Annotated in this window: 18 protein-coding genes; 13 read left to right on the top strand and 5 right to left on the bottom strand. The window is 65.3% G+C overall.

Features of this window, described 5'->3' with window-relative positions:
- Positions 1–38 precede the first annotated feature (38 nt).
- The 5 genes from trpB (at position 39) to LY44_RS06285 (ending at position 5,143) form a co-directional block, all read left to right on the top strand.
- The gene (gene trpB / locus LY44_RS06305) at positions 39–1,247 is read left to right on the top strand and encodes a tryptophan synthase subunit beta (protein ID WP_055212598.1); all 1,209 of its coding nucleotides are present in this window, start codon (positions 39–41) and stop codon (positions 1,245–1,247) included.
- Between the two features lie 296 nt (positions 1,248–1,543).
- Complete coding sequence (gene cysK / locus LY44_RS06300; RefSeq protein ID WP_055212736.1) at positions 1,544–2,518, top strand: cysteine synthase A; 975 nt, start codon at positions 1,544–1,546, stop codon at positions 2,516–2,518.
- Positions 2,519–2,722: 204 nt separating this feature from the next.
- Positions 2,723–3,559 carry a sulfate ABC transporter permease subunit CysT gene (gene cysT, locus LY44_RS06295; RefSeq protein ID WP_055212600.1) on the top strand — a complete coding sequence of 279 codons (837 nt, stop codon included), beginning with the start codon at positions 2,723–2,725 and terminating at the stop codon, positions 3,557–3,559.
- Positions 3,552–4,415 (top strand): sulfate ABC transporter permease subunit CysW, encoded by an 864-nt coding sequence (gene cysW / locus LY44_RS06290; protein ID WP_055212737.1) that lies wholly within the window; start codon positions 3,552–3,554, stop codon positions 4,413–4,415. Before cysT ends, cysW begins: the two co-directional genes overlap by 8 nt.
- An 8-nt stretch (positions 4,416–4,423) precedes the next feature.
- The gene (locus LY44_RS06285) at positions 4,424–5,143 is read left to right on the top strand and encodes a sulfate/molybdate ABC transporter ATP-binding protein (protein WP_081024411.1); all 720 of its coding nucleotides are present in this window, start codon (positions 4,424–4,426) and stop codon (positions 5,141–5,143) included.
- A gap of 348 nt (positions 5,144–5,491) precedes the next feature.
- Here the strand turns inward: LY44_RS06285 and LY44_RS06280 are convergent, their stop codons facing one another.
- The 4 genes from LY44_RS06280 to LY44_RS06265 form a co-directional block, all read right to left on the bottom strand.
- Complete coding sequence (locus LY44_RS06280; protein ID WP_055212602.1) at positions 5,492–6,190, bottom strand: hypothetical protein; 699 nt, start codon at positions 6,188–6,190, stop codon at positions 5,492–5,494.
- Positions 6,191–6,253: 63 nt separating this feature from the next.
- Positions 6,254–7,642, bottom strand: coding sequence for a light-harvesting complex assembly protein PucC (pucC, locus tag LY44_RS06275; RefSeq protein ID WP_055212604.1), 1,389 nt, complete (start codon positions 7,640–7,642; stop codon positions 6,254–6,256).
- Positions 7,643–7,738: 96 nt separating this feature from the next.
- Positions 7,739–7,921 (bottom strand): light-harvesting protein, encoded by a 183-nt coding sequence (locus tag LY44_RS06270; RefSeq protein ID WP_013068240.1) that lies wholly within the window; start codon positions 7,919–7,921, stop codon positions 7,739–7,741.
- Positions 7,922–7,941: 20 nt separating this feature from the next.
- Positions 7,942–8,091 (bottom strand): light-harvesting protein, encoded by a 150-nt coding sequence (locus LY44_RS06265; RefSeq protein ID WP_013068239.1) that lies wholly within the window; start codon positions 8,089–8,091, stop codon positions 7,942–7,944.
- A gap of 824 nt (positions 8,092–8,915) precedes the next feature.
- Here LY44_RS06265 and LY44_RS06260 point away from each other — a divergent pair.
- Together LY44_RS06260 and preA are read left to right on the top strand one after the other, a co-directional pair.
- Positions 8,916–10,247: an NAD(P)-dependent oxidoreductase gene (locus LY44_RS06260; protein WP_055212606.1), complete on the top strand. Its 1,332-nt coding sequence runs from the start codon at positions 8,916–8,918 to the stop codon at positions 10,245–10,247.
- A 1-nt stretch (position 10,248) separates the two neighbouring features.
- Positions 10,249–11,550 (top strand): NAD-dependent dihydropyrimidine dehydrogenase subunit PreA, encoded by a 1,302-nt coding sequence (gene preA / locus LY44_RS06255; RefSeq protein WP_055212608.1) that lies wholly within the window; start codon positions 10,249–10,251, stop codon positions 11,548–11,550.
- A gap of 273 nt (positions 11,551–11,823) precedes the next feature.
- On the opposite strand, the gene LY44_RS06250 is transcribed toward preA, so the two are convergent.
- Positions 11,824–12,108, bottom strand: coding sequence for a helix-turn-helix domain-containing protein (locus LY44_RS06250; RefSeq protein ID WP_055212610.1), 285 nt, complete (start codon positions 12,106–12,108; stop codon positions 11,824–11,826).
- A gap of 302 nt (positions 12,109–12,410) precedes the next feature.
- Between LY44_RS06250 and LY44_RS06245 the strand changes: the two genes are divergently transcribed.
- The 6 genes from LY44_RS06245 (at position 12,411) to LY44_RS06220 (ending at position 18,819) form a co-directional block, all read left to right on the top strand.
- On the top strand, positions 12,411–13,661 hold the full coding sequence (locus LY44_RS06245; protein WP_055212612.1) for a Zn-dependent hydrolase: 1,251 nt from the start codon (positions 12,411–12,413) through the stop codon (positions 13,659–13,661).
- A 78-nt stretch (positions 13,662–13,739) separates the two neighbouring features.
- Complete coding sequence (gene hydA, locus LY44_RS06240; protein WP_055212614.1) at positions 13,740–15,191, top strand: dihydropyrimidinase; 1,452 nt, start codon at positions 13,740–13,742, stop codon at positions 15,189–15,191.
- Between the two features lie 6 nt (positions 15,192–15,197).
- Positions 15,198–15,989, top strand: a complete 792-nt coding sequence (locus LY44_RS06235; RefSeq protein ID WP_013068233.1) for an ABC transporter ATP-binding protein — start codon at positions 15,198–15,200, stop codon at positions 15,987–15,989.
- A gap of 93 nt (positions 15,990–16,082) precedes the next feature.
- Complete coding sequence (locus LY44_RS06230; RefSeq protein ID WP_055212616.1) at positions 16,083–16,946, top strand: ABC transporter permease; 864 nt, start codon at positions 16,083–16,085, stop codon at positions 16,944–16,946.
- The gene (locus tag LY44_RS06225) at positions 16,943–17,791 is read left to right on the top strand and encodes an ABC transporter permease (protein WP_055212618.1); all 849 of its coding nucleotides are present in this window, start codon (positions 16,943–16,945) and stop codon (positions 17,789–17,791) included. The genes LY44_RS06230 and LY44_RS06225 overlap by 4 nt, the downstream gene beginning before the upstream one ends.
- A gap of 47 nt (positions 17,792–17,838) precedes the next feature.
- Positions 17,839–18,819: an ABC transporter substrate-binding protein gene (locus LY44_RS06220; protein WP_055212738.1), complete on the top strand. Its 981-nt coding sequence runs from the start codon at positions 17,839–17,841 to the stop codon at positions 18,817–18,819.
- The last annotated feature ends 37 nt before the right edge of the window (positions 18,820–18,856 follow it).

Genomic DNA, 18,856 nt, shown 5'->3' with positions numbered 1-18,856 from the left:
GTCAAATCCCGGCCGGAACGACCGTGGAAGGACCGAGGATGACATCCTATCTCAAGACGACACCGGACAAGGACGGGTGGTTTGGCAGCTACGGCGGGGCGATGCTGCCACCGCCGCTCGAGCCGCATTTCAAGGAGATCCGCGAGGCTTACGCGAAAATCTCGAAATCGGCCGATTTCATCGCCGAACTGCGCCAGATCCGCAAGCATTTCCAGGGCCGCCCCACGCCCGTTTCCTATCTGAAGAACCTCTCGGCGCTGTGCGGCGGCGCGCAGATCTATGCCAAGCGCGAGGATCTCAACCATACCGGCGCGCACAAGCTCAACCATTGCATGGCCGAGGGGTTGCTGGCGAAATTCATGGGCAAGACCAAGCTGATGGCCGAAACCGGGGCGGGGCAGCACGGGGTCGCGCTGGCCACGGCGGCGGCCTATTTCGGCATGGACTGCGAGATTCACATGGGCGAGATCGACATCGCCAAGGAGGCGCCGAACGTCACCCGGATGAAGCTTCTGGGCGCGACGGTGGTGCCGGTCTCGTTTGGCGGGCGCTCGCTGAAAGAAGCGGTGGACAGCTGCTTCCAGAGCTACATCGCCCAGGCCGATACCGCGCTTTTCGCCATCGGATCGGTCGTCGGCCCGCATCCGTTCCCGCGGATGGTGCGCGATTTCCAGCATGTCATCGGCGTCGAGGCACGCGAGCAATTCCTTGAAATGACGGGGGAATTGCCTGACATGGTGGCGGCTTGCGTCGGCGGCGGCTCGAATGCGATGGGGATTTTCTCGGGCTTCATCGACGATGCCGCGGTCGGTCTTTACGGCGTCGAGCCGCTCGGCACCTCCTCGAATCTGGGCGATCACGCGGCGACGATTTCCTTTGGCGAGGATGGCGACATTCACGGCTTCCGCACCCTTGTGCTCAAGGATGCGCAGGGCGAGCCCGCGCCGGTGCACACCGTCGCCTCGGGGCTGGATTATCCCGGCGTCGGCCCGGAGCACGCGCATCTGCACAAGATCGGCCGGGTGCACTACACCACCGCCAATGACAAGGAGGCGCTGAAGGCCTTTTTCGCGCTCTCGCGGCACGAGGGGATCATTCCCGCGCTCGAAAGCGCGCATGCCGTGGCCTTCGCGATGCGCGAGGCGGCGGCCCATCCGGGCAAGTCGATCCTGATCAACCTGTCGGGCCGGGGCGACAAGGACATCGATTACGTCACCCAGACCTACGGCTTCGCAACCGATCTGTGAGGCAGGCGCGCGCCGGGGCCTGATCCCGGCGCGCGGCGCGCCCCGGGCGGGGCGAATCCCGGGCTTTTGCCCCGGGGCAGGTTTGCGGATTTTATTCTCTGAACCGGGCGCCGGGCCGGTGTTCGGCCCGGAATTCCCGCGCCGGAGGGGCGCGGAACAGAATTTTGTGCTTTTTCGGGCCATGGCGAAAACACCATTCTCCCAAAGTTCGGCCGCTTTCAGGAAGGCGGGTTTTAGCCCCTTTTCAACCGCGGCCGGGCGTGGTCGATAGGATGGGCACGCAAAGGGGAGATCAGATGACGATGGTTTTCGAGGACAATTCGCGCTCGATCGGCGGCACGCCGCTGGTGAAGCTGGGGCGGCTGGGGCAGGGGCTGGGCGCCACCGTTCTGGCGAAGATCGAGGCGCGCAATCCGGCGGGCTCGGTCAAATGCCGGATCGGCGCGGCGCTGATCTGGGACGCGGAGGAACGCGGCCTCCTGACGCCTGGCAAGGAAATCGTCGAGCCGACCTCGGGCAATACCGGCATCGCGCTGGCCTTCGTCGCCGCGGCGCGCGGCATTCCGATCACGCTCACCATGCCCGAGACGATGAGCCTGGAACGGCGCAAGCTGCTTTTGGCCTACGGCGCGAAGCTGGTGCTGACCGAGGGGGCGAAGGGCATGGCGGGCGCCATCGCCAAGGCCGAGGAAATCGCCGCCTCGGACCCGAAATACGTGCTCTTGCAACAGTTCAGGAACCCGGCCAACCCGGCGATTCACGAACGCACCACCGGCCCCGAGATCGAGGCCGCGACCGGCGGCAAGATCGACATTTTCGTCGCGGGCGTCGGCACCGGCGGCACGATCACCGGCGTCAGCCGCTATTTCAAGCAGACCTTGGGCAAGGCGATCACCTCGGTCGCGGTCGAGCCCGCGGCAAGCCCGGTGCTCAGCCAGACCCGGGCGGGCGAGGCGGTGAAACCCGGGCCGCACAAGATCCAGGGCATCGGCGCCGGGTTCGTGCCCGAGGTGCTGGACCTGAGCCTTGTCGATGCGATCGAGCAGGTCTCGAACGAAGAAGCGGTGGCGGTGGCGCTGCGGCTGGCCCGCGAGGAAGGCATTCTGGCCGGGATTTCCTGCGGCGCGGCCACGGCGGCGGCGCTGCGGCTGGCGGCGCGGCCGGAAAACGCTGGCAAGACCATCGTGGTGATCCTGCCCGACTCGGGCGAGCGCTATCTGTCCTCGGTGCTGTTCGAGGGCGTCTTCGACGGCACCGGCGCCCCGGCCTGACGGCCCTTTGAAGTCAGGATCCTGGCATAAGGCCCCGCCCCGGCGGGGCCTTTTCTTCTGGCGACTCGCGCCGGAAGGGTGGCGGAACGGCAGAGAATAAAATTCTATATTCACGACCAATAATGACGAGATTTATCCCTTTCAATCTCGACTGACACGGTGGATATTTTGGAAATGACGAGGCTCACGGAAAGGACCGCCAGCATGCCGCGCCCGCTGATCAATCGCTCGCCGATGCCGGGGCTGGGGCTGTCGATGGGGATCACGCTGACGATGCTGTCGCTGGTCGTGCTGGGCCCGATCGGCGCGCTTCTGGCGCAGGGCGCCAGCTACGGGCTCGACGGCCTCTGGGCCACGGTGAACCGCGAGCGGGTCTGGGCGGCGCTGGAACTGTCGTTCCGGCTCTCGTTCTTCGCGGCGCTGTTCAATCTGGTCTTCGGCGTCGTTCTGGCCTGGGTGCTGGTGCGTTACGACTTTCCCGGCCGCCGTCTGGTCGATGCCGCCGTCGATCTGCCCTTCGCCCTGCCGACCGCCGTCGCGGGCATCGCGCTGACCACGCTTTACGCGCCCAACGGGGTCTTTGGCGCGCTGGCCAAGGATTTCGGGCTGAAGATCGCCTATACGCAAGGGGGGATCTTTCTGGCGCTGATCTTTGTCGGCCTGCCCTTCGTCACCCGCACCGTGCAACCGGTGATCGAGGAGATCGACCGCGAGGTCGAGGAGGCCTCGGCGACGCTGGGCGCCACCCGCTTCACCACCTTGCGCCGGATCATCGCGCCGATGCTGCTGCCAGCCGCGTTGACCGGCTTTGCGCTGTCGCTCGCGCGGGCGGTGGGCGAATACGGTTCGGTGATCTTCATCGCCGGAAACATCCCGCTGAAAACCGAGATCGCGCCGCTTCTGATCGTGATCCAGCTGGAAGAATTCAACTACGACGGCGCCGCCGCGATCGGCATTGCCATGCTGGCGATCAGCTTCGCGATGCTGCTTGCCATCAACCTGATCCAGATCTGGAGCCGCCGGAGGATTGGCGATGTCTGACGCAGCCGAACGCAACTGGCGATCCGCCACCGATGAGACGCCGCTGGTGCGGGGCCTTTTGATCCTGGCCGCCGTGGCCGGGATGGCGCTTCTGGTCGCCGCGCCGCTGCTGACCGTCTTTGTCGAGGCGCTGGCCAAGGGCTGGTTTGCCGCGCTGAAAAGCCTCGGCAACCCCGATGCGCTGTCGGCGATCCGGTTGACGCTGATGATTGCCGCGCTGTCGGTGCCGCTCAACGCCGTTTTCGGGATTGCGGCGGCCTGGTTCATCACTCGCTTCGAGTTTCGCGGCAAGGCCTTCCTGATCACCCTGATCGACCTGCCGTTTTCGGTATCTCCGGTCGTGGCGGGGCTGTGCATCGTCTTGATGTTCGGGGCGAATTCCGCCATCGGCGGCTGGCTGGTGGCACAGGGTTACCCGATCGTCTTCGCCCTTCCGGGGATCGTGCTGGCGACGATGTTCGTCACCTTCCCCTTTGTCGCGCGCGAGCTCATTCCGGTGATGATCGAGCAGGGCTGCCAGGAGGAGGAGGCGGCGCTGACGCTGGGCGCCTCGGGCTGGCGGGTCTTCACCACGGTGACGCTGCCGAAGATCCGCTGGGCGCTGCTTTATGGCGTGCTTTTGTGCAACGCCCGCGCGATGGGGGAATTCGGCGCCGTCGCCGTCGTCTCGGGCAAGATCCGCGGCCAGACCGCGACGATGCCGATCACCATCGAGATGCTTTACAACGAATATCTCTCGGTCGCGGCGTTTTCGCTGGCCGGGCTGCTCACCGCGCTCGCGCTGGTCACGCTGCTGCTCAAGACCGTGCTGGAGCTGCGCCACGCCGACGAAATCGCCGCCACCCACCGCCATTGAGGGACATGATGGATATCGACATTCAAGAGATCTCGAAGCTCTTCGGCACCACGGCGGCGCTGCATCCGGTGTCGCTCGCCATCCCCTCGGGGGCGCTGGTGGCGCTTCTGGGCCCCTCGGGCTCGGGCAAGACGACGCTGTTGCGGATTCTGGGGGGGCTCGAATTCCCGACCTCGGGGCGGGTGCTGTTTGACGGCCAGGACGCCACCGACATCCGGGTGCAGGATCGCCGCGCGGGCTTCGTGTTCCAAAGCTATGCTTTGTTCCGGCACATGACGGTGTTTGAAAACATCGCCTACGGGTTGCGCGCCCGGCCGAGGGCCGAGCGGCCGCCGAAGCTGGAGATCGCCCGGCGGGTGGCGCGGCTGCTGGAGCTGATCCAGCTGCCCGAGATTGGCGCGCGCTATCCGAGCCAGCTTTCGGGCGGGCAGCGCCAGCGCGTGGCCCTGGCCCGGGCGCTCGCCATCGAGCCGCGGATGCTGCTTCTGGACGAGCCCTTCGGCGCGCTCGATGCCAAGGTCCGCAAGGAGCTGCGTCAGGGGCTGCGCGACATTCACGACGCCACCGGCCTGACCACGGTCTTCGTGACCCATGATCAGGAAGAGGCGATGGAGCTGGCCGATATGGTGGTGGTGATGTCGATGGGCCGGATCGAGCAGATCGGCCGCCCCAGCGACATCCGCGCCCGTCCGGCCAGCAGTTTCGTGCGCGAGTTCATCACGGCTTGACCTCCGTCTGGCCAAGGCCATCGCCTTGGCCTCGCGGATCATTGGTCCGATGCCCCCCGAGGGCCCAAAGGCACTCGGGCAGCGCCCGCCCCGTCCCGGCGGGCGCTTCTCGCCCGCCGGGACGGGCGCCGCCCTCTGTCACGCCTGGGACTGCGGTCCTGTGCCGACCGGCTCGCAACGGGCGGGAAAACGCGATGCGTTTTCCGTTTCGCCCGACGCGCCGTTCGGCAGGGCAGGGGGGGGCCGAAATAAAAGGCGCCCGCCTGTTCGGACCTTCCAAAGAAGGGCGGACAGACGGGCGCAAACCCGAGGAGTGCAGGGGCGGTCCATGCCGCCCCTTGTCAGTGATCAGCGACGCTGAATGGTCGCCAGGCCGAAGGTGTTCGAGAAGGGCAGGAAGTCGCCCGGGATCACGTTCGATTGACGCGGCGTGTCTTTCAGCAGCGGGGCTTTCCAGAACTTCGCCGATTGCGGCGGAGCGTCAGCCGGGATCAGCTTGACCTTCGGCGCGGTGGTTTTCACCAAGGGCGTCGGCCAGAAGTCTTGCGACATGAACTTGGTGCCTTCGTAGACGTTCTTCTTGCGCGGGGTGTCGAGCAGAAGTTTCCAGCCAAAGCGCTCCGAGAAGGCGCCGGGCTTTTCGTCGGCCTTGACGGGTTGCGGCAGGAAGATGTGCCGGTGGTCTTTCATGATGTTGTCAGTCATTTCAGATGCGTCCTCACAGGTGAACTCTTCGGTTGCGTTCTCGACCGCGACCACCGCTGCGCGAGCAGTGATGGCGCGCACGAGTTTCGCCGCGCCGAGCGGCTTGTAGTTGACTTTCGCCACGAGCGCGGCAGCGCCGCCGGCGACACGTTCGGCATAGCCCGCAGCCGCGCTGGGATGCACGCCGGCGGACTTGAGGGCTTCGGCCAAGGCAGCGCCCTTCTTGCCGTCGGCGACGACGACCTTCAGAGCGCGTTTCGGAATACCTTCGCTTTTCAGTTGTCTTGCGATGTCGCAAGCCGTTTTTTCATCGGCATAAAGCCGTGTGATCACCGTCGTCATGCGTCCTCCTCGGGTTCAAGGGCATTCTTCAGTCACGTCCAGGTGTCCCGCACGGGCCTCGGGTCATCGACCTCCCCGCTTGAGAAGCGGCACAGCGAAGGCGATGGCCACGATCAAAATCAACGCCTCGATGGCGAACACCGTATTATAAGGCCCCACCACACCGGACCCGAAAGTCCCCGGCAGGGCAACCAAACCGTCACGAACCACCCCCGCAAGCGCGACACCCAGACCGGCGGCCGTCGCCTGCACAGCCCCCCAGGCTCCCAGCGCCAGCCCGATCCGATCGGCGGGCGCGGTCCGCATGGTCGCCGTCAGCGTGGCATGGCCGAAAAGACCGATGCCGAGCCCGACAGCGAAGGTGCCCGCAAGGAACAGCCAGATACCGTCCTGGCTGATCAGCGAGGACATGATGATGGCGACAAACCCGGGAACCCCGATCAGTGCACCCAGCACCGCCAGCGGCATCGGCCTTGCCCCGTTCCCCAGCACACGGGACGCAGTGCCGAAACCGGCAAGCGTCCCCAGCGCAAAGAGCGCGGTCAGTTTCGTCGTCTCCCCGACGGTCAGGTGCAGCGCCTGACCCCCGTAGGGTTCCAAAAGCACATCGGCCATACCGAAGCCGAAAGTCCCCAGCGCGATCACGGTCAGCAGCGCCAGCATCCCCGGACGGCCCATCAGCAGGCCGAAGGCCTCCTTGAAGGTCGGGTGCACCGCGGTTTCCATCTGCCGGGCACGGTCCCGGCTGACGGCTTCCTGCTTCCACATCGCGGCCATGTTCAACACGACACTCGCCAATGCAGTCCCCTGGATCACCTGGATCAGGCGCCCGGGCGTGTAGTCCGCCAGCAACGCCCCGTAGACGAGCGCGCTGATCACCATGCCGAAGAGCAGCATCACATACATGAGGCCGACGACCTTCGGCTGGTCTTCTTCCGCGACGAGGTCGGTTGCCAGCGCCAGACCCGCGGTCTGGACGATATGCACCCCGGCCCCCACGAGGAGGAAGGCAAGAGCGGCCGCGCTCATTCCGATCCAGCGCGGCGCATCCACGGATTCACCGAACCCCGACAGCACCAGAAGCGCGAAGGGCATGATGGCGAAGCCGCCGAATTGATAAATCGTTCCCTTCCAGATCCAGGGCGCGCGACGCAGCCCGAGAGCCGACTTGTGCGTGTCGGACTTGAAGCCGATCAGCGTGCGGAAGGGCGCAAACAGCATCGGCATCGCCAGCATCACCGAGACGAGCGAGGCCGGAACCGCCAGCTCGACGATCATCACCCGGTTCAGGGTGCCCGCGAGCAGGGTCAAGGTCATCCCGACGGTGATCTGAAAGAGCGACAGTCGCAGCAACCGCGAGAGCGGAACCTCTTCACTGGCCACGTCGGCGAATGGCAGGTACTTCGGAGCGTGCCGCGCCAGGTTCTTCAGAGCAAAAGCACGGTAGCCCATAGTCCAGCCGCCCGTCGGAGAGAGAAAGTGCGAGGGGCTCAGCCCCGGAGGGAATGGGCCCACCGACGGGTGCCGGTGGGCCCAAAGGTCAGCAGATTACTGAGCCGGCGCAACAGCGACGACGGTCGCCATCGGGTTGCCGTTCCAGTAGTTCGCGAACCAGGTCGTGTTGGTCAGCAGGCCGGCGTGCACGATCAGAGCGGCGACCGCAACGGCGCCGAGGATCAGCGGGATACCGGTCGAGGGCTTGACGACGGTCCAGATTTTGGCGTTGTTCATTGTATTTCTCCTCTACCCGATTACCCGAGCCACGGCGTGGCGATGGCCGAGAGGATGTGCGCAACAAGCGCCATCGCCCCGAACACACGGGTGCCATCGATCAGGTAGCTGTGGATTTCTTCAGCTTCTTTCAGCGACAGGCCGCTCGGCCCAGCTTTATCGTCAGTCATTGTCCCGAATCCTCCAAAACTGGGATCATTGGGAACGTTGATGAAGCTCTCTCGGTTAAGTTCGAGCCCCGTCTCAGCGCCCCCCCGCTGCCGGACCGTCTGTGATCCGACCTCGTGAGACGCACTATGGGAGCCCGAGTGTCGGCGATCAAGTGTAAAGTCGGGCTGACACTGCGGCAAATTCGGCCACCCCCGGGGGCGCAAAACCCCAGTGAAAACAGGTGTTCCAGAGGTATCTTTGGCTGATTCCGGGGCCGGTCCGCGGGCCCGCGCGGGGCCTGCGGCAGGGGGGTGCGACAGGGCGCAAGAGCCATGTGGCAAAGGGGGTTTGCGCCTCGCGGCCGTCGCGCGGCGGGCGCCTTGCGGGGGGCGCGAAACCGGCCTTCGGGTCAAACGGTCATTGCGGATGTGCATTAAACTGCGTTAGCCTGTCGCAGATCGGCCGGTTGCCCCGGCGCGCGGGCCCGGACGGCCTGTCGCAGGCAACCGGAATTTTCAGGTCGAATTGTCGCGCCGATTTTACCCGTCGCGAGGGCTTGAAACCGTTCTGACGGCTTCCCAAGTCGCGTGATTGACATGAATGTCGCACGCTCGGGCCTGATTCTGGGCCTGTCCCGTGCCGACTCCGTGCCGAATCTTTCGTCTTCGCCGCCGTTTCGCGCCGTCTTCCCGAATCTCTGACCGCAATTTCCCCCGCATCAGCCCATTCCTTGGGCAGATGCCCGGCTGCGATGCGCCAATGCCTGTCCGTCAGTATTTTACCTATTGATAAAATTTCGGATCATGGCAGCCTCGAAGGCAATAACAAAGCCAGGGAGGTCACAGTGACCACAAGCCAGTATCGACCCGGGGTGCATCCCGGGCGTCTTTCCGATGCCGAATATTGCACGGCCTTTGCCGATGTCGCGCCGCCTTTGAGCCCGCATCAGGCGCAGGTGGCGGCGGCGCGTTGCTATTTCTGCGCCGAGGCGCCCTGCACCACGGCCTGTCCGTCCGACATCGACGTGCCGCTCTTCATCCGGCAGATCCTGACCGGCACGCCCGAGGCGGCGGCGCAGACGATCCTGTCGCAAAACATCCTTGGCGGCATGTGCGCCCGGGTCTGTCCGACCGAAACCCTGTGCGAGGGCGCCTGCGTGCGCGAGGCGGCCGAGGGCAAGCCGGTCGAGATCGGCGCCTTGCAGCGCTTTGCCACCGACCGGCTGCAGACCTCGGGCGTCCATCCCTTCACGCGCGCGGCCCGAACGGGGAAAGCCGTGGCCGTGGTGGGGGCGGGGCCTGCGGGTCTGGCCTGCGCGCATCGGCTGGCGATGCGCGGCCACGAGGTCACCGTTTATGACGCGCGGCTGAAACCGGGCGGGCTGAATGAATATGGCATCGCCGCCTACAAGGCGCCGGGTGGCTTTGCGGCCAGGGAAGTGGCCTGGCTGTTGCAGATCGGCGGCATCGCGGTGCTGGAAAACTGGCAGCTTGGCCGCAACGGTTCGGTGGCGGATCTGCTGGCGGACCATGACGCGGTCTTCCTTGGCATGGGGCTTGCCGGCGTGAATGCGCTGACGATCCCCGGGGCGGAATTTGCCACGCCGGCGACCGAGTTCATCGCGCATCTGCGTCAGGCCGAGGATCTGGCGACGGTCCCCGTCGGCCGCCGCGTCGTGGTGATCGGTGGCGGCATGACCGCGGTCGATGCGGCGGTGCAGGCGAAACTGCTGGGCGCCGAGACCGCCAGCATCGTCTATCGCCGCTCGCAGGCGGAAATGCCCGCCTCGGGCCATGAACAGGAGCATGCGCAAAAGAACGGCGTGCGGATCGTGCCGAATGCCGCGCCCGTGGCGATCCGCAAGGACGATCAGGGCTATGAGGTCGAATTCGCCCGCACCGAAACCCGCGATGGAAAACTGGTGCAGCTGGACGACACCTTGCGGATCAAGGCGGATCAGATCTTCACCGCGATCGGCCAGACTTTGGGGCCGGTGCCTGAAGGCCTGACGATCACCGACGGCAAGATCGAGATCGACGCGCGCGGGCGCACCGGGCTGTCCCATGTCTGGGCGGGCGGCGATTGCGCCAGTGGCGGCGAAGATCTGACGGTGACCGCCGTCGCGCAGGGCCGCGATGCGGCCGAAGATATCCACGCTTTTCTGATGGGGGCCTGAGATGGCGAACCTGACTTCGACATTCCTTGGCATCAAATCCCCGAACCCGTTCTGGCTCGCCTCGGCGCCGCCGACCGACAAGGAAGTGAACGTCCGCCGCGCCTTTGAGGCCGGTTGGGGCGGCGTCGTCTGGAAGACGCTCGGGCTTGATGGCCCGCCGGTGGTGAACGTCTCCGGCCCGCGCTATGGCGCGATCCACGGGCCCGATGGCACGCTTCTCGGCCTGAACAACATCGAGTTGATCACCGACCGGCCGCTCGAGGTGAACCTGCGCGAGATCAAATCGGTCAAGCGCGATTACCCGGACCGGGCCTTGGTCGTGTCGCTGATGGTGCCCTGCGACGAGGACAGCTGGAAAGCGATCCTGGCCCGGGTCGAGGAAACCGAGGCCGACGGGGTCGAGCTGAACTTCGGCTGTCCGCATGGCATGGCCGAACGCGGCATGGGCGCGGCGGTGGGGCAGGTGCCGGACTATGTGGAGATGGTGACGCGCTGGGTGAAGCAACATTCGCGTATGCCCTGCATCGTCAAGCTGACGCCCAACATCTCGGACATCCGCATACCGGCCGAAGCGGCGAAACGCGGCGGCGCCGATGCGGTGAGCCTGATCAACACGATCAATTCGATCACCTCGGTCGATCTGGATCTGTTTGCGCCGCAGCCGACGATTGACGGGTTCGGCACCCATGGCGGCTATTGCGGCCCGGCGGTGAAACCGATCGCGCTGAACATGGTGGCCGAGATCGCCCGCAACCCGGCCACGCGCGGTTTGCCGATTTCGGGCATCGGCGGCGTCACCACCTGGCGCGATGCGGCCGAGTTCATGGCCCCGGGCGCGCATAACGTGCAGGTCTGCACCGCGGTGATGACCTATGGCTTCAAGATCGTCGAGGAGATGATCTCGGGCCTGTCGGACTACATGGACCGCAAGGGCCTGACCGAGACGCGCGAAATCGTCGGCCGCGCCGTGCCGAAGGTGACGGATTGGCAGTATCTGAACCTGAACTACACCACCAAGGCCAGCATCGCGCAGGAGGATTGCATCAAATGCGGCCGCTGCCACATCGTCTGCGAGGACACCTCGCATCAGGCGATCACGATGGCGGCGGATCGCACGGTGACGGTGAAGGAAGAGGAATGTGTCGCCTGCAACCTCTGCGTCGAGGTCTGCCCGACGAACTGCATCACCATGCGCGAGCTGTCCGAGGGCGAGCTGGACCTGCGCACGGCCAAGCCGGTCGGCGACTATCTGAACTGGACCGGGCATCCGAACAACCCGATGGCGACGACCAGCGGGAAGTGAGGTGATGGGCTTTCCGGTCGAAGCCCGGGAAGCCCATCCAGATTGACCGAGGCCATCGCCGAGGTCTGGCGACAGATCGGCCCCGTGACCGCCGAGGGCCCAAAGGCCCTCGGGCAGCGCCCGCCCCGCGCCACAGGCGGGCGCTTCTCGCCCGCCGGGCCGGGCGCTGCCCTCTGTCTCGCTTGGGGAAACGGTCGTGTGACCGCGCGTGCACCAGCGGGCGGGGAAAAGCGGTGCTTTTCCTGTTCCGCCCGACCCTTGCGGGGAATTTTCTTACGACGCCAGCGCCTGTTTCACCGCTTCGGGGGCGGTTTCGATCACCCGCAAGAGCACCGCGGCCGGGCCGCTGATCGCGCGCTGGCCCTGTTCCCATTTGCGATAGCCCGACAGGCTCATGCCCATCATCGGCGCCATCTGCGCCTGGGTCAGCCCCATCTTGCGCCGCAAGTCGACCGGGTTGATGCGTTCCTGCGGGATCGGTTCGAAAGCCGCGTCGCCCTCGTAAAAGGCCGCGCTGCGTTCAAGCGCCTGCCAAAGGCCGCTCTCCATCTCTTCCATGCCTGCCTCGTCCTTGACTGCTCTCGTTGCCGCCGCGGGATTTCCCCTGTCAGCCGCACCCCGGGGCCTTTGGCGCCTTCTTGGGTGAGCAAAGGCTAGCCGCATCGGGCCCGCCGATCAAGCCGCCGCTTGGTCCCGCCCAAAATTCGGGCAATCGCCTGTGTCCCCCGCGCCAAGCGCCCCGCAAGCCCCCCATTCCCCATTGACCGGGGCGGGGAAGCGTGGCCTCTTTCCTCTGACCAATCGGTCAGAAAACGAGTCGCAAGAGGGCAAAGCCCCGCAGACGACAGGGAGACAGCCAGATGCCATCACCCGGAGAAAACCTCCGTATCAATTCCGCGCGCCTGTGGGACAGCCTCATGCAGATGGCGCAGGTCGGGCCGGGGATCGCGGGGGGCAACAACCGCCAGACCGTGACCGATGCCGATGCCGAGGGCCGCGCCCTGTTCAAGAGCTGGTGCGATGCGGCGGGTTTGACCATGGGCCTTGACCGGATGGGCAACATGTTCATGTGCCGCGCGGGCACCGACCCGGAGGCGCTGCCGGTCTATATCGGCTCGCATCTGGATACCCAGCCGACGGGCGGGAAATACGATGGCGTTCTGGGGGTTCTGGGCGGGCTTGAGGTCATCCGCACGCTGAACGACCGCGGCATCCGCACGAAACACCCGGTCGTGGTGACGAACTGGACGAACGAGGAAGGGGCGCGGTTCGCGCCCGCCATGCTGGCCTCGGGCGTCTTTGCGGGCATCCACAGCCTGGATTACGCCTATGCGCGCAAGGATCCGGAGTGCAAGAGCTTCGGCGCGGAACTGGCGCGGATCGGCTGGGTCGGTGACGAAGAAGTCGGCGCGCGCAAGATGCAGGCCTATTTCGAGCTGCATATCGAGCAGGGCCCGATCCTTGAGGCCGAGAAAAAGACGATCGGCGTGGTGACGCATTGCCAGGGGCTGTGGTGGCTTGAATTCACCCTGACCGGGAAAGAGGCGCATACGGGTTCCACGCCCATGGGGATGCGGGTCAATGCGGGCCTTGCGATGGCGCGGATCATCGAGATGGTGCAAGAGGTCGCGATGGCCGCCCAGCCCGATGCCGTGGGCGGGGTGGGGCAGGTGAACTTCAGCCCGAATTCGCGCAACGTGCTGCCGGGCACGGTGATTTTCACCGTCGACATCCGCAGCCCCGATCAGGCGAAGCTGGACGGGATGCGCGCCGAGATCGAGCGCCGCGCGGCGGCGATCTGCGACGATCTGAAAGTCGGCTGCGCCGTCGAGGCGGTGGGCCATTTCGACCCGGTCACCTTCACGCCCGAACTGGTGGGGCGCGTCCGCGCCGCGGCCGAGAAGCTGGGCTATGCGCATCGCGACATCATCTCGGGCGCGGGGCATGACGCCTGCTGGACCGCGAAGGTCGCGCCGACGACGATGGTCATGTGTCCCTGTGTCGATGGGCTGAGCCATAACGAGGCCGAGGAGATTTCGCCCGAATGGGCCGCGGCCGGGGCGGATGTGCTGTTGCATGCGGTTCTGGAAACCGCCGTCGTCGTAGACTGACCGCGCGCCGGGGGCGCTGCCCCCGGACCCCCGAGGTATTTAGGGCAAGATGAAAGCGGATGCTTTCAGGGAGTGGACATGACCACAGTCATCAAGAACGGAACCATCGTCACCGCCGATCTGACCTACCGGGCCGATGTGGCGATCGAGGGCGGGCAGATCATCGCGATCGGGCAGGGGCTGACGGGCGACACCGTGCTGGACGCCACCGGCTGCTATGTGATGCCGGGCGGCATCGACCCGCATACGCATCTCGAGATGCCCTTCATGGGCACCTATTCGAGCGACGATTTCGACAGCGGCACCCGCGCGGCGCTGGCGGGCGGCACGACGATGGTGATCGATTTCGCGCTGCCCGATCCGGGGCAGGGGCTGATGGATGCTCTGCAGCAATGGGACAACAAGTCCGCCCGCGCGCATTGCGACTATTCCTTCCACATGGCGGTGACCTGGTGGGGGCAGCAAGTCTTTGACGAGATGCCGAAAGTGGTCGAGCGCGGCATCACCTCGTTCAAGCATTTCCTGGCCTACAAGGGCGCCTTGATGGTGAATGACGACGAGCTTTTCGCCAGTTTCAAGCGCTGCGCCGAGATCGGGGCGATCCCGATGGTGCATGCGGAAAACGGCGATATCGTCGCGGAAATGTCGGCGAAACTGCTGGCCGAGGGCAATACGGGCCCCGAGGCGCATGCCTATTCCCGGCCGAGCCAGGTCGAGGGCGAGGCGACGAACCGCGCCATCATGATCGCCGACATGGCCGGCGTGCCGCTTTATGTGGTGCATACCTCCTGCGAGGAGGCGCATGAAGCCATTCGCCGCGCGCGGATGCAGGGCAAGCGGGTCTGGGGCGAGCCGCTCATTCAGCATCTGACGCTGGATGAAAGCGAATATTTCCATCCCGACTGGGACCATGCGGCGCGGCGCGTGATGTCGCCGCCGTTCCGGGCCAAGCACCATCAGGACAGTCTTTGGGCGGGGCTGGCGGCGGGGACGCTGTCTTGCGTTGCCACCGACCATTGCGCCTTCACCACCGAGCAGAAGCGGTTCGGGGTCGGCAATTTCACCAGGATCCCGAACGGCACCGGGGGGCTGGAGGACCGGCTGCCGATGCTCTGGACGGCGGGGGTGAACACGGGGCGGATCACGATGAACGAATTCGTCGCCGTGACCTCGACCAATATCGCCAAGATCATGGGGATGTATCCGAAGAAGGGCGCGGTGCTGGTCGGCGCCGATGCCGATCTGGTGGTCTGGGACCCCGAAGCACGCAAGACGATTTCCGCGGCGAGCCAGCAATCTGCGATTGATTACAACGTCTTCGAGGGCAAGGAGGTGAAGGGCCTGCCGCGCTACACGCTGAGCCGCGGGATGGTTGCGGTTGCGGACGGAAAGGTGCAAAGCCGCGAGGGCCACGGGCAGTTCGTGGCGCGTGACCCGAACGGGTCGGTGAGCAAGGCGCTGAGCACCTGGAAAGACCTGACCGCCCCGCGTCCGGTGGTGCGCTCGGGCATTCCGGCCAGTGGCGTGTAAGCAAGGATGACCGAAGACGTGAAAGCCCCCGTGATATTTGCCAAGGATCTGAACCTGGTCTTTCAGACCAATGACGGTCCGGTTCAGGCGCTGAAAGACGTGAACCTGTCGATCGAGCGGGGCGATTTCGTCAGCTTCATCGGTCCTTCGGGCTGCGGCAAGACCACTTTCCTGCGCTGCATCGCGGCGCTGGAACACCCGACCAGCGGCACGCTGACGGTGAATTCGATCCCGCCCGAGGAGGCGCGCAAGGCCCGCAGCTATGGCTATGTGTTTCAGGCGGCGGGGCTTTACCCCTGGCGCACGATTGCGGGAAATGTGAAACTTCCGCTGGAAATCATGGGCTATACCAAGGCCGAACAGGACGCCCGTGTTGAAAAAGTGCTCTCGCTTGTCGATCTGCAGGGCTTCGCGAAGAAGTTCCCCTGGCAGCTTTCGGGGGGGATGCAGCAGCGCGCCAGCATCGCCCGGGCCTTGGCCTTCGATGCGGATATCCTGCTGATGGACGAGCCCTTCGGCGCGCTGGATGAAATCGTGCGCGACCGGCTGAACGAGGAGCTGTTGAAGCTTTGGGCGCGGACCGGCAAGACCATCGGCTTCGTGACGCATTCGATTCCCGAGGCGGTTTATCTCTCGACCAAGATCGTGGTGATGTCGCCCCGTCCGGGCCGGATCACCGATGTGATCGAAAGCACCCTGCCGAAGGACCGGCCGCTGGATATCCGCGACAGCGCGGAATTTCTGAAGATCGCCCATCGCGTCCGCGAGGGGCTGCGCGCGGGGCATGCCTATGACTGAGCGGCGCGCATCGGGACCGATGTCGGACGGGGGGCTGTCTGCCCCCCGCACCCCCCGAAGATATTTGCGGCAAGATGAAGGGGGAGCACGGGCATGAGGTCGATCCTTCCGATCCTGGCGGTTCTGAGTGCCATTATCGCGCTGTGGTATGGCGCGGCGGTGCTCTTGAACAAGCAATGGACCTATGATCAGGCCGCGCGTGCCGGGGTGACGGTGACCACGGCGCAGATGCTGGCCGATACGATGATGCAGGAACGCCCCGTCCTGCCCGCGCCGCATCAGGTGGCGAAGGGGCTTTGGGACGGGTTCACGGGGCAGAAGATCACCTCGAAGAAAAGCCTGGTGCTGCATTCCTGGATCACCTTTTCGGCGACGATGGCGGGCTTTGGCCTGGGCACGGCGGCGGGGATCTTGCTGGCGGTCGGCATCGTGCATTCGCGCGCCATGGACATGAGCGTGATGCCCTGGGCGATTGCCAGCCAGACGATCCCGATCCTGGCGATTGCGCCGATGGTCATTGTCGTGCTGGCCTCGCTTGGCATCAAGGGCTTGATTCCAAAGGCGATCATTGCGGCCTATCTGAGCTTCTTCCCGGTGCTGGTGGGCATGGTCAAGGGGCTGCGGGCGCCCGATGCGATGCAGCTGGATCTGTTGCGCACCTATAATGCCAGCGGGGCGGAGACGTTCTGGAAGCTGCGGCTGCCCTCCTCGATGCCTTATCTTTTCGCCTCGCTGAAAGTGGGCGTGGCGGCCGCGCTTGTGGGCACGATCGTCGCCGAACTGCCCGCGGGGGCAAGCCAGGGGCTGGGCGCGCGGCTTCTGTCGGGCAGCTATTACGGTCAGACCATCCAGATCTGGTCGGCGCTTTTTGCCGCCGCGATCCTGGCGGCGGGGCTGGTGCTGATCGTCGGGCTGATCGAGGGCCGGGTTCTCAAACGCATGGGGATGGTGCGATGAGCGCGATTGGCTGGGGAGCGATCCTGTTCTGGGGCGGCGCGATGGCGCTCAACTTTTATCTGGCGGAGCGGTTCCCGAATTCCCGCCCGGTGCGGGCGCTGGTGGCGACGCTGTTCGGGGTGACGCTTTTGGTGCTGTGGCAGGGGCTGGTGCGCGGGCTGAATGTCAGCCCCGTCATCCTGCCCGCGCCGAGCGACATCGCCGCCGCGATTGCCGCCAACCTGCCGCTTTTGTGGGGGGATTTCGTGCAGACGATCCTCAAGGGCGCGCTTTCGGGCTATCTGATCGGCTGCGGCGCGGCGATCCTGGTGGCGATTGCGGTTGACCGCTCGCCCTTCCTGCAACGTGGGCTTCTGCCGGTCGGCAATTTCGTCGCCGCCCTGCCCATCGTCGGCATCGCGCCGATTCTGGTGATGTGGTTCGGCTTCGACTGGCAGTCGAAGGCCGCCGTCGTCGTCGTGATGGTGTTCTTTCCGGTGCTGGTGAACATGGTCGCGGGGCTGGCCGCCACGGATGCGCTGAGCCGCGATCTGATGGCGACCTGGTCGGCCAGCTACGGCCAAAGCCTGATCAAGATGCGCCTGCCCGCCGCTTTGCCGTTCCTGTTCAACGGCTTGAAGATCGCCACCACGCTGGCGCTGATCGGCGCGATCGTCGCCGAGTTTTTCGGCTCGCCCACCCGCGGCATGGGGTTTCGCATCTCCACCTCGGTCGGACAGCTTGATCTGGCGCTGGTCTGGGCCGAGATTGCGGTGGCGGCGCTGGCGGGATCGGGCCTTTTCGGGCTGATCGCGATGATCGAGAAGGCGGCAACCTTCTGGCACCCGTCGCAACGGGGAAGATGAGTTCAACCAACCGGGCGCAAGTCCCGGACGCAACAGGAGAGACGATGATGAAAAAGGTGATGCTGGGGGCGGCGGCACTGGCGCTGATGGCGGGCGCCGCCTCGGCCGAAGAGGTCAAGCTGCAGCTGAAATGGGTGACGCAGGCGCAATTCGCGGGCTATTACGTCGCCGCCGAAAAGGGCTATTTCGAGGAAGAGGGGCTTGATGTCACGATCCTGCCGGGCGGCCCCGATATCGCGCCTGAACAGGTGATCGCGGGGGGCGGCGCCGATGTGATCGTCGACTGGATGCCGCCCGCTTTGGCTGCGCGCGAAAAGGGGCTCAAGCTTGTCAACATCGCGCAGCCCTTCAAGCATTCGGGCATGATGCTGACCTGTCTGAAGGAAACGGGCGTCGCCACCACCGCCGATTTCAAGGGCAAGACGCTGGGCGTCTGGTTCTTCGGCAACGAATATCCGTTCCTGAACTGGATGTCGAAGCTGGGCATTCCGACGACGGGCGGGGCGGATGGCGTCGAGGTGCTGAAGCAGGGCTTCAACGTCGATCCGCTGTTGCAAAAGCAGGCCGCCTGCATCTCGACGATGACCTACAACGAATATTGGCAGGTGATCGATGCGGGGATCAAGCCCGAGGATCTGGTCACCTTCAAATATGAAGACGAGGGCGTCGCGACACTGGAAGACGGTCTTTACGTGATGGAGGACAAGCTCGCCGATCCGGCCTTCAAGGCGACGATGGTGAAATTCGTCCGCGCCGCGATGAAGGGCTGGAAATATGCCGAGGCGAACCCGGACGAAGCCGCGATGATCGTTCTGGACAACGACGAGACCGGGGCGCAGACCGAGACGCATCAGAAGCGCATGATGAGCGAAGTGGCGAAGCTGACGGCGGGCTCGAACGGGGCGCTGGATGTGGCCGATTACGAGCGCACCGTGGCGACGCTGATGGGCGGCGGTTCGGATCCGGTGATCACCAAGGCGCCCGAGGGGGCCTATACGCTCGAGATCACCAACGAAGCGCTGAAATAAGCGGTGCAGATCCGGAAAGGGCGCCTCGGGCGCCCTT

Source organism: Rhodobacter capsulatus (genome assembly GCF_003254295.1).
In the GTDB taxonomy this organism is placed as follows: Bacteria; Pseudomonadota; Alphaproteobacteria; order Rhodobacterales; family Rhodobacteraceae; genus Rhodobacter; species Rhodobacter capsulatus.
This window is presented reverse-complemented; position numbering and strand designations above follow the sequence as displayed.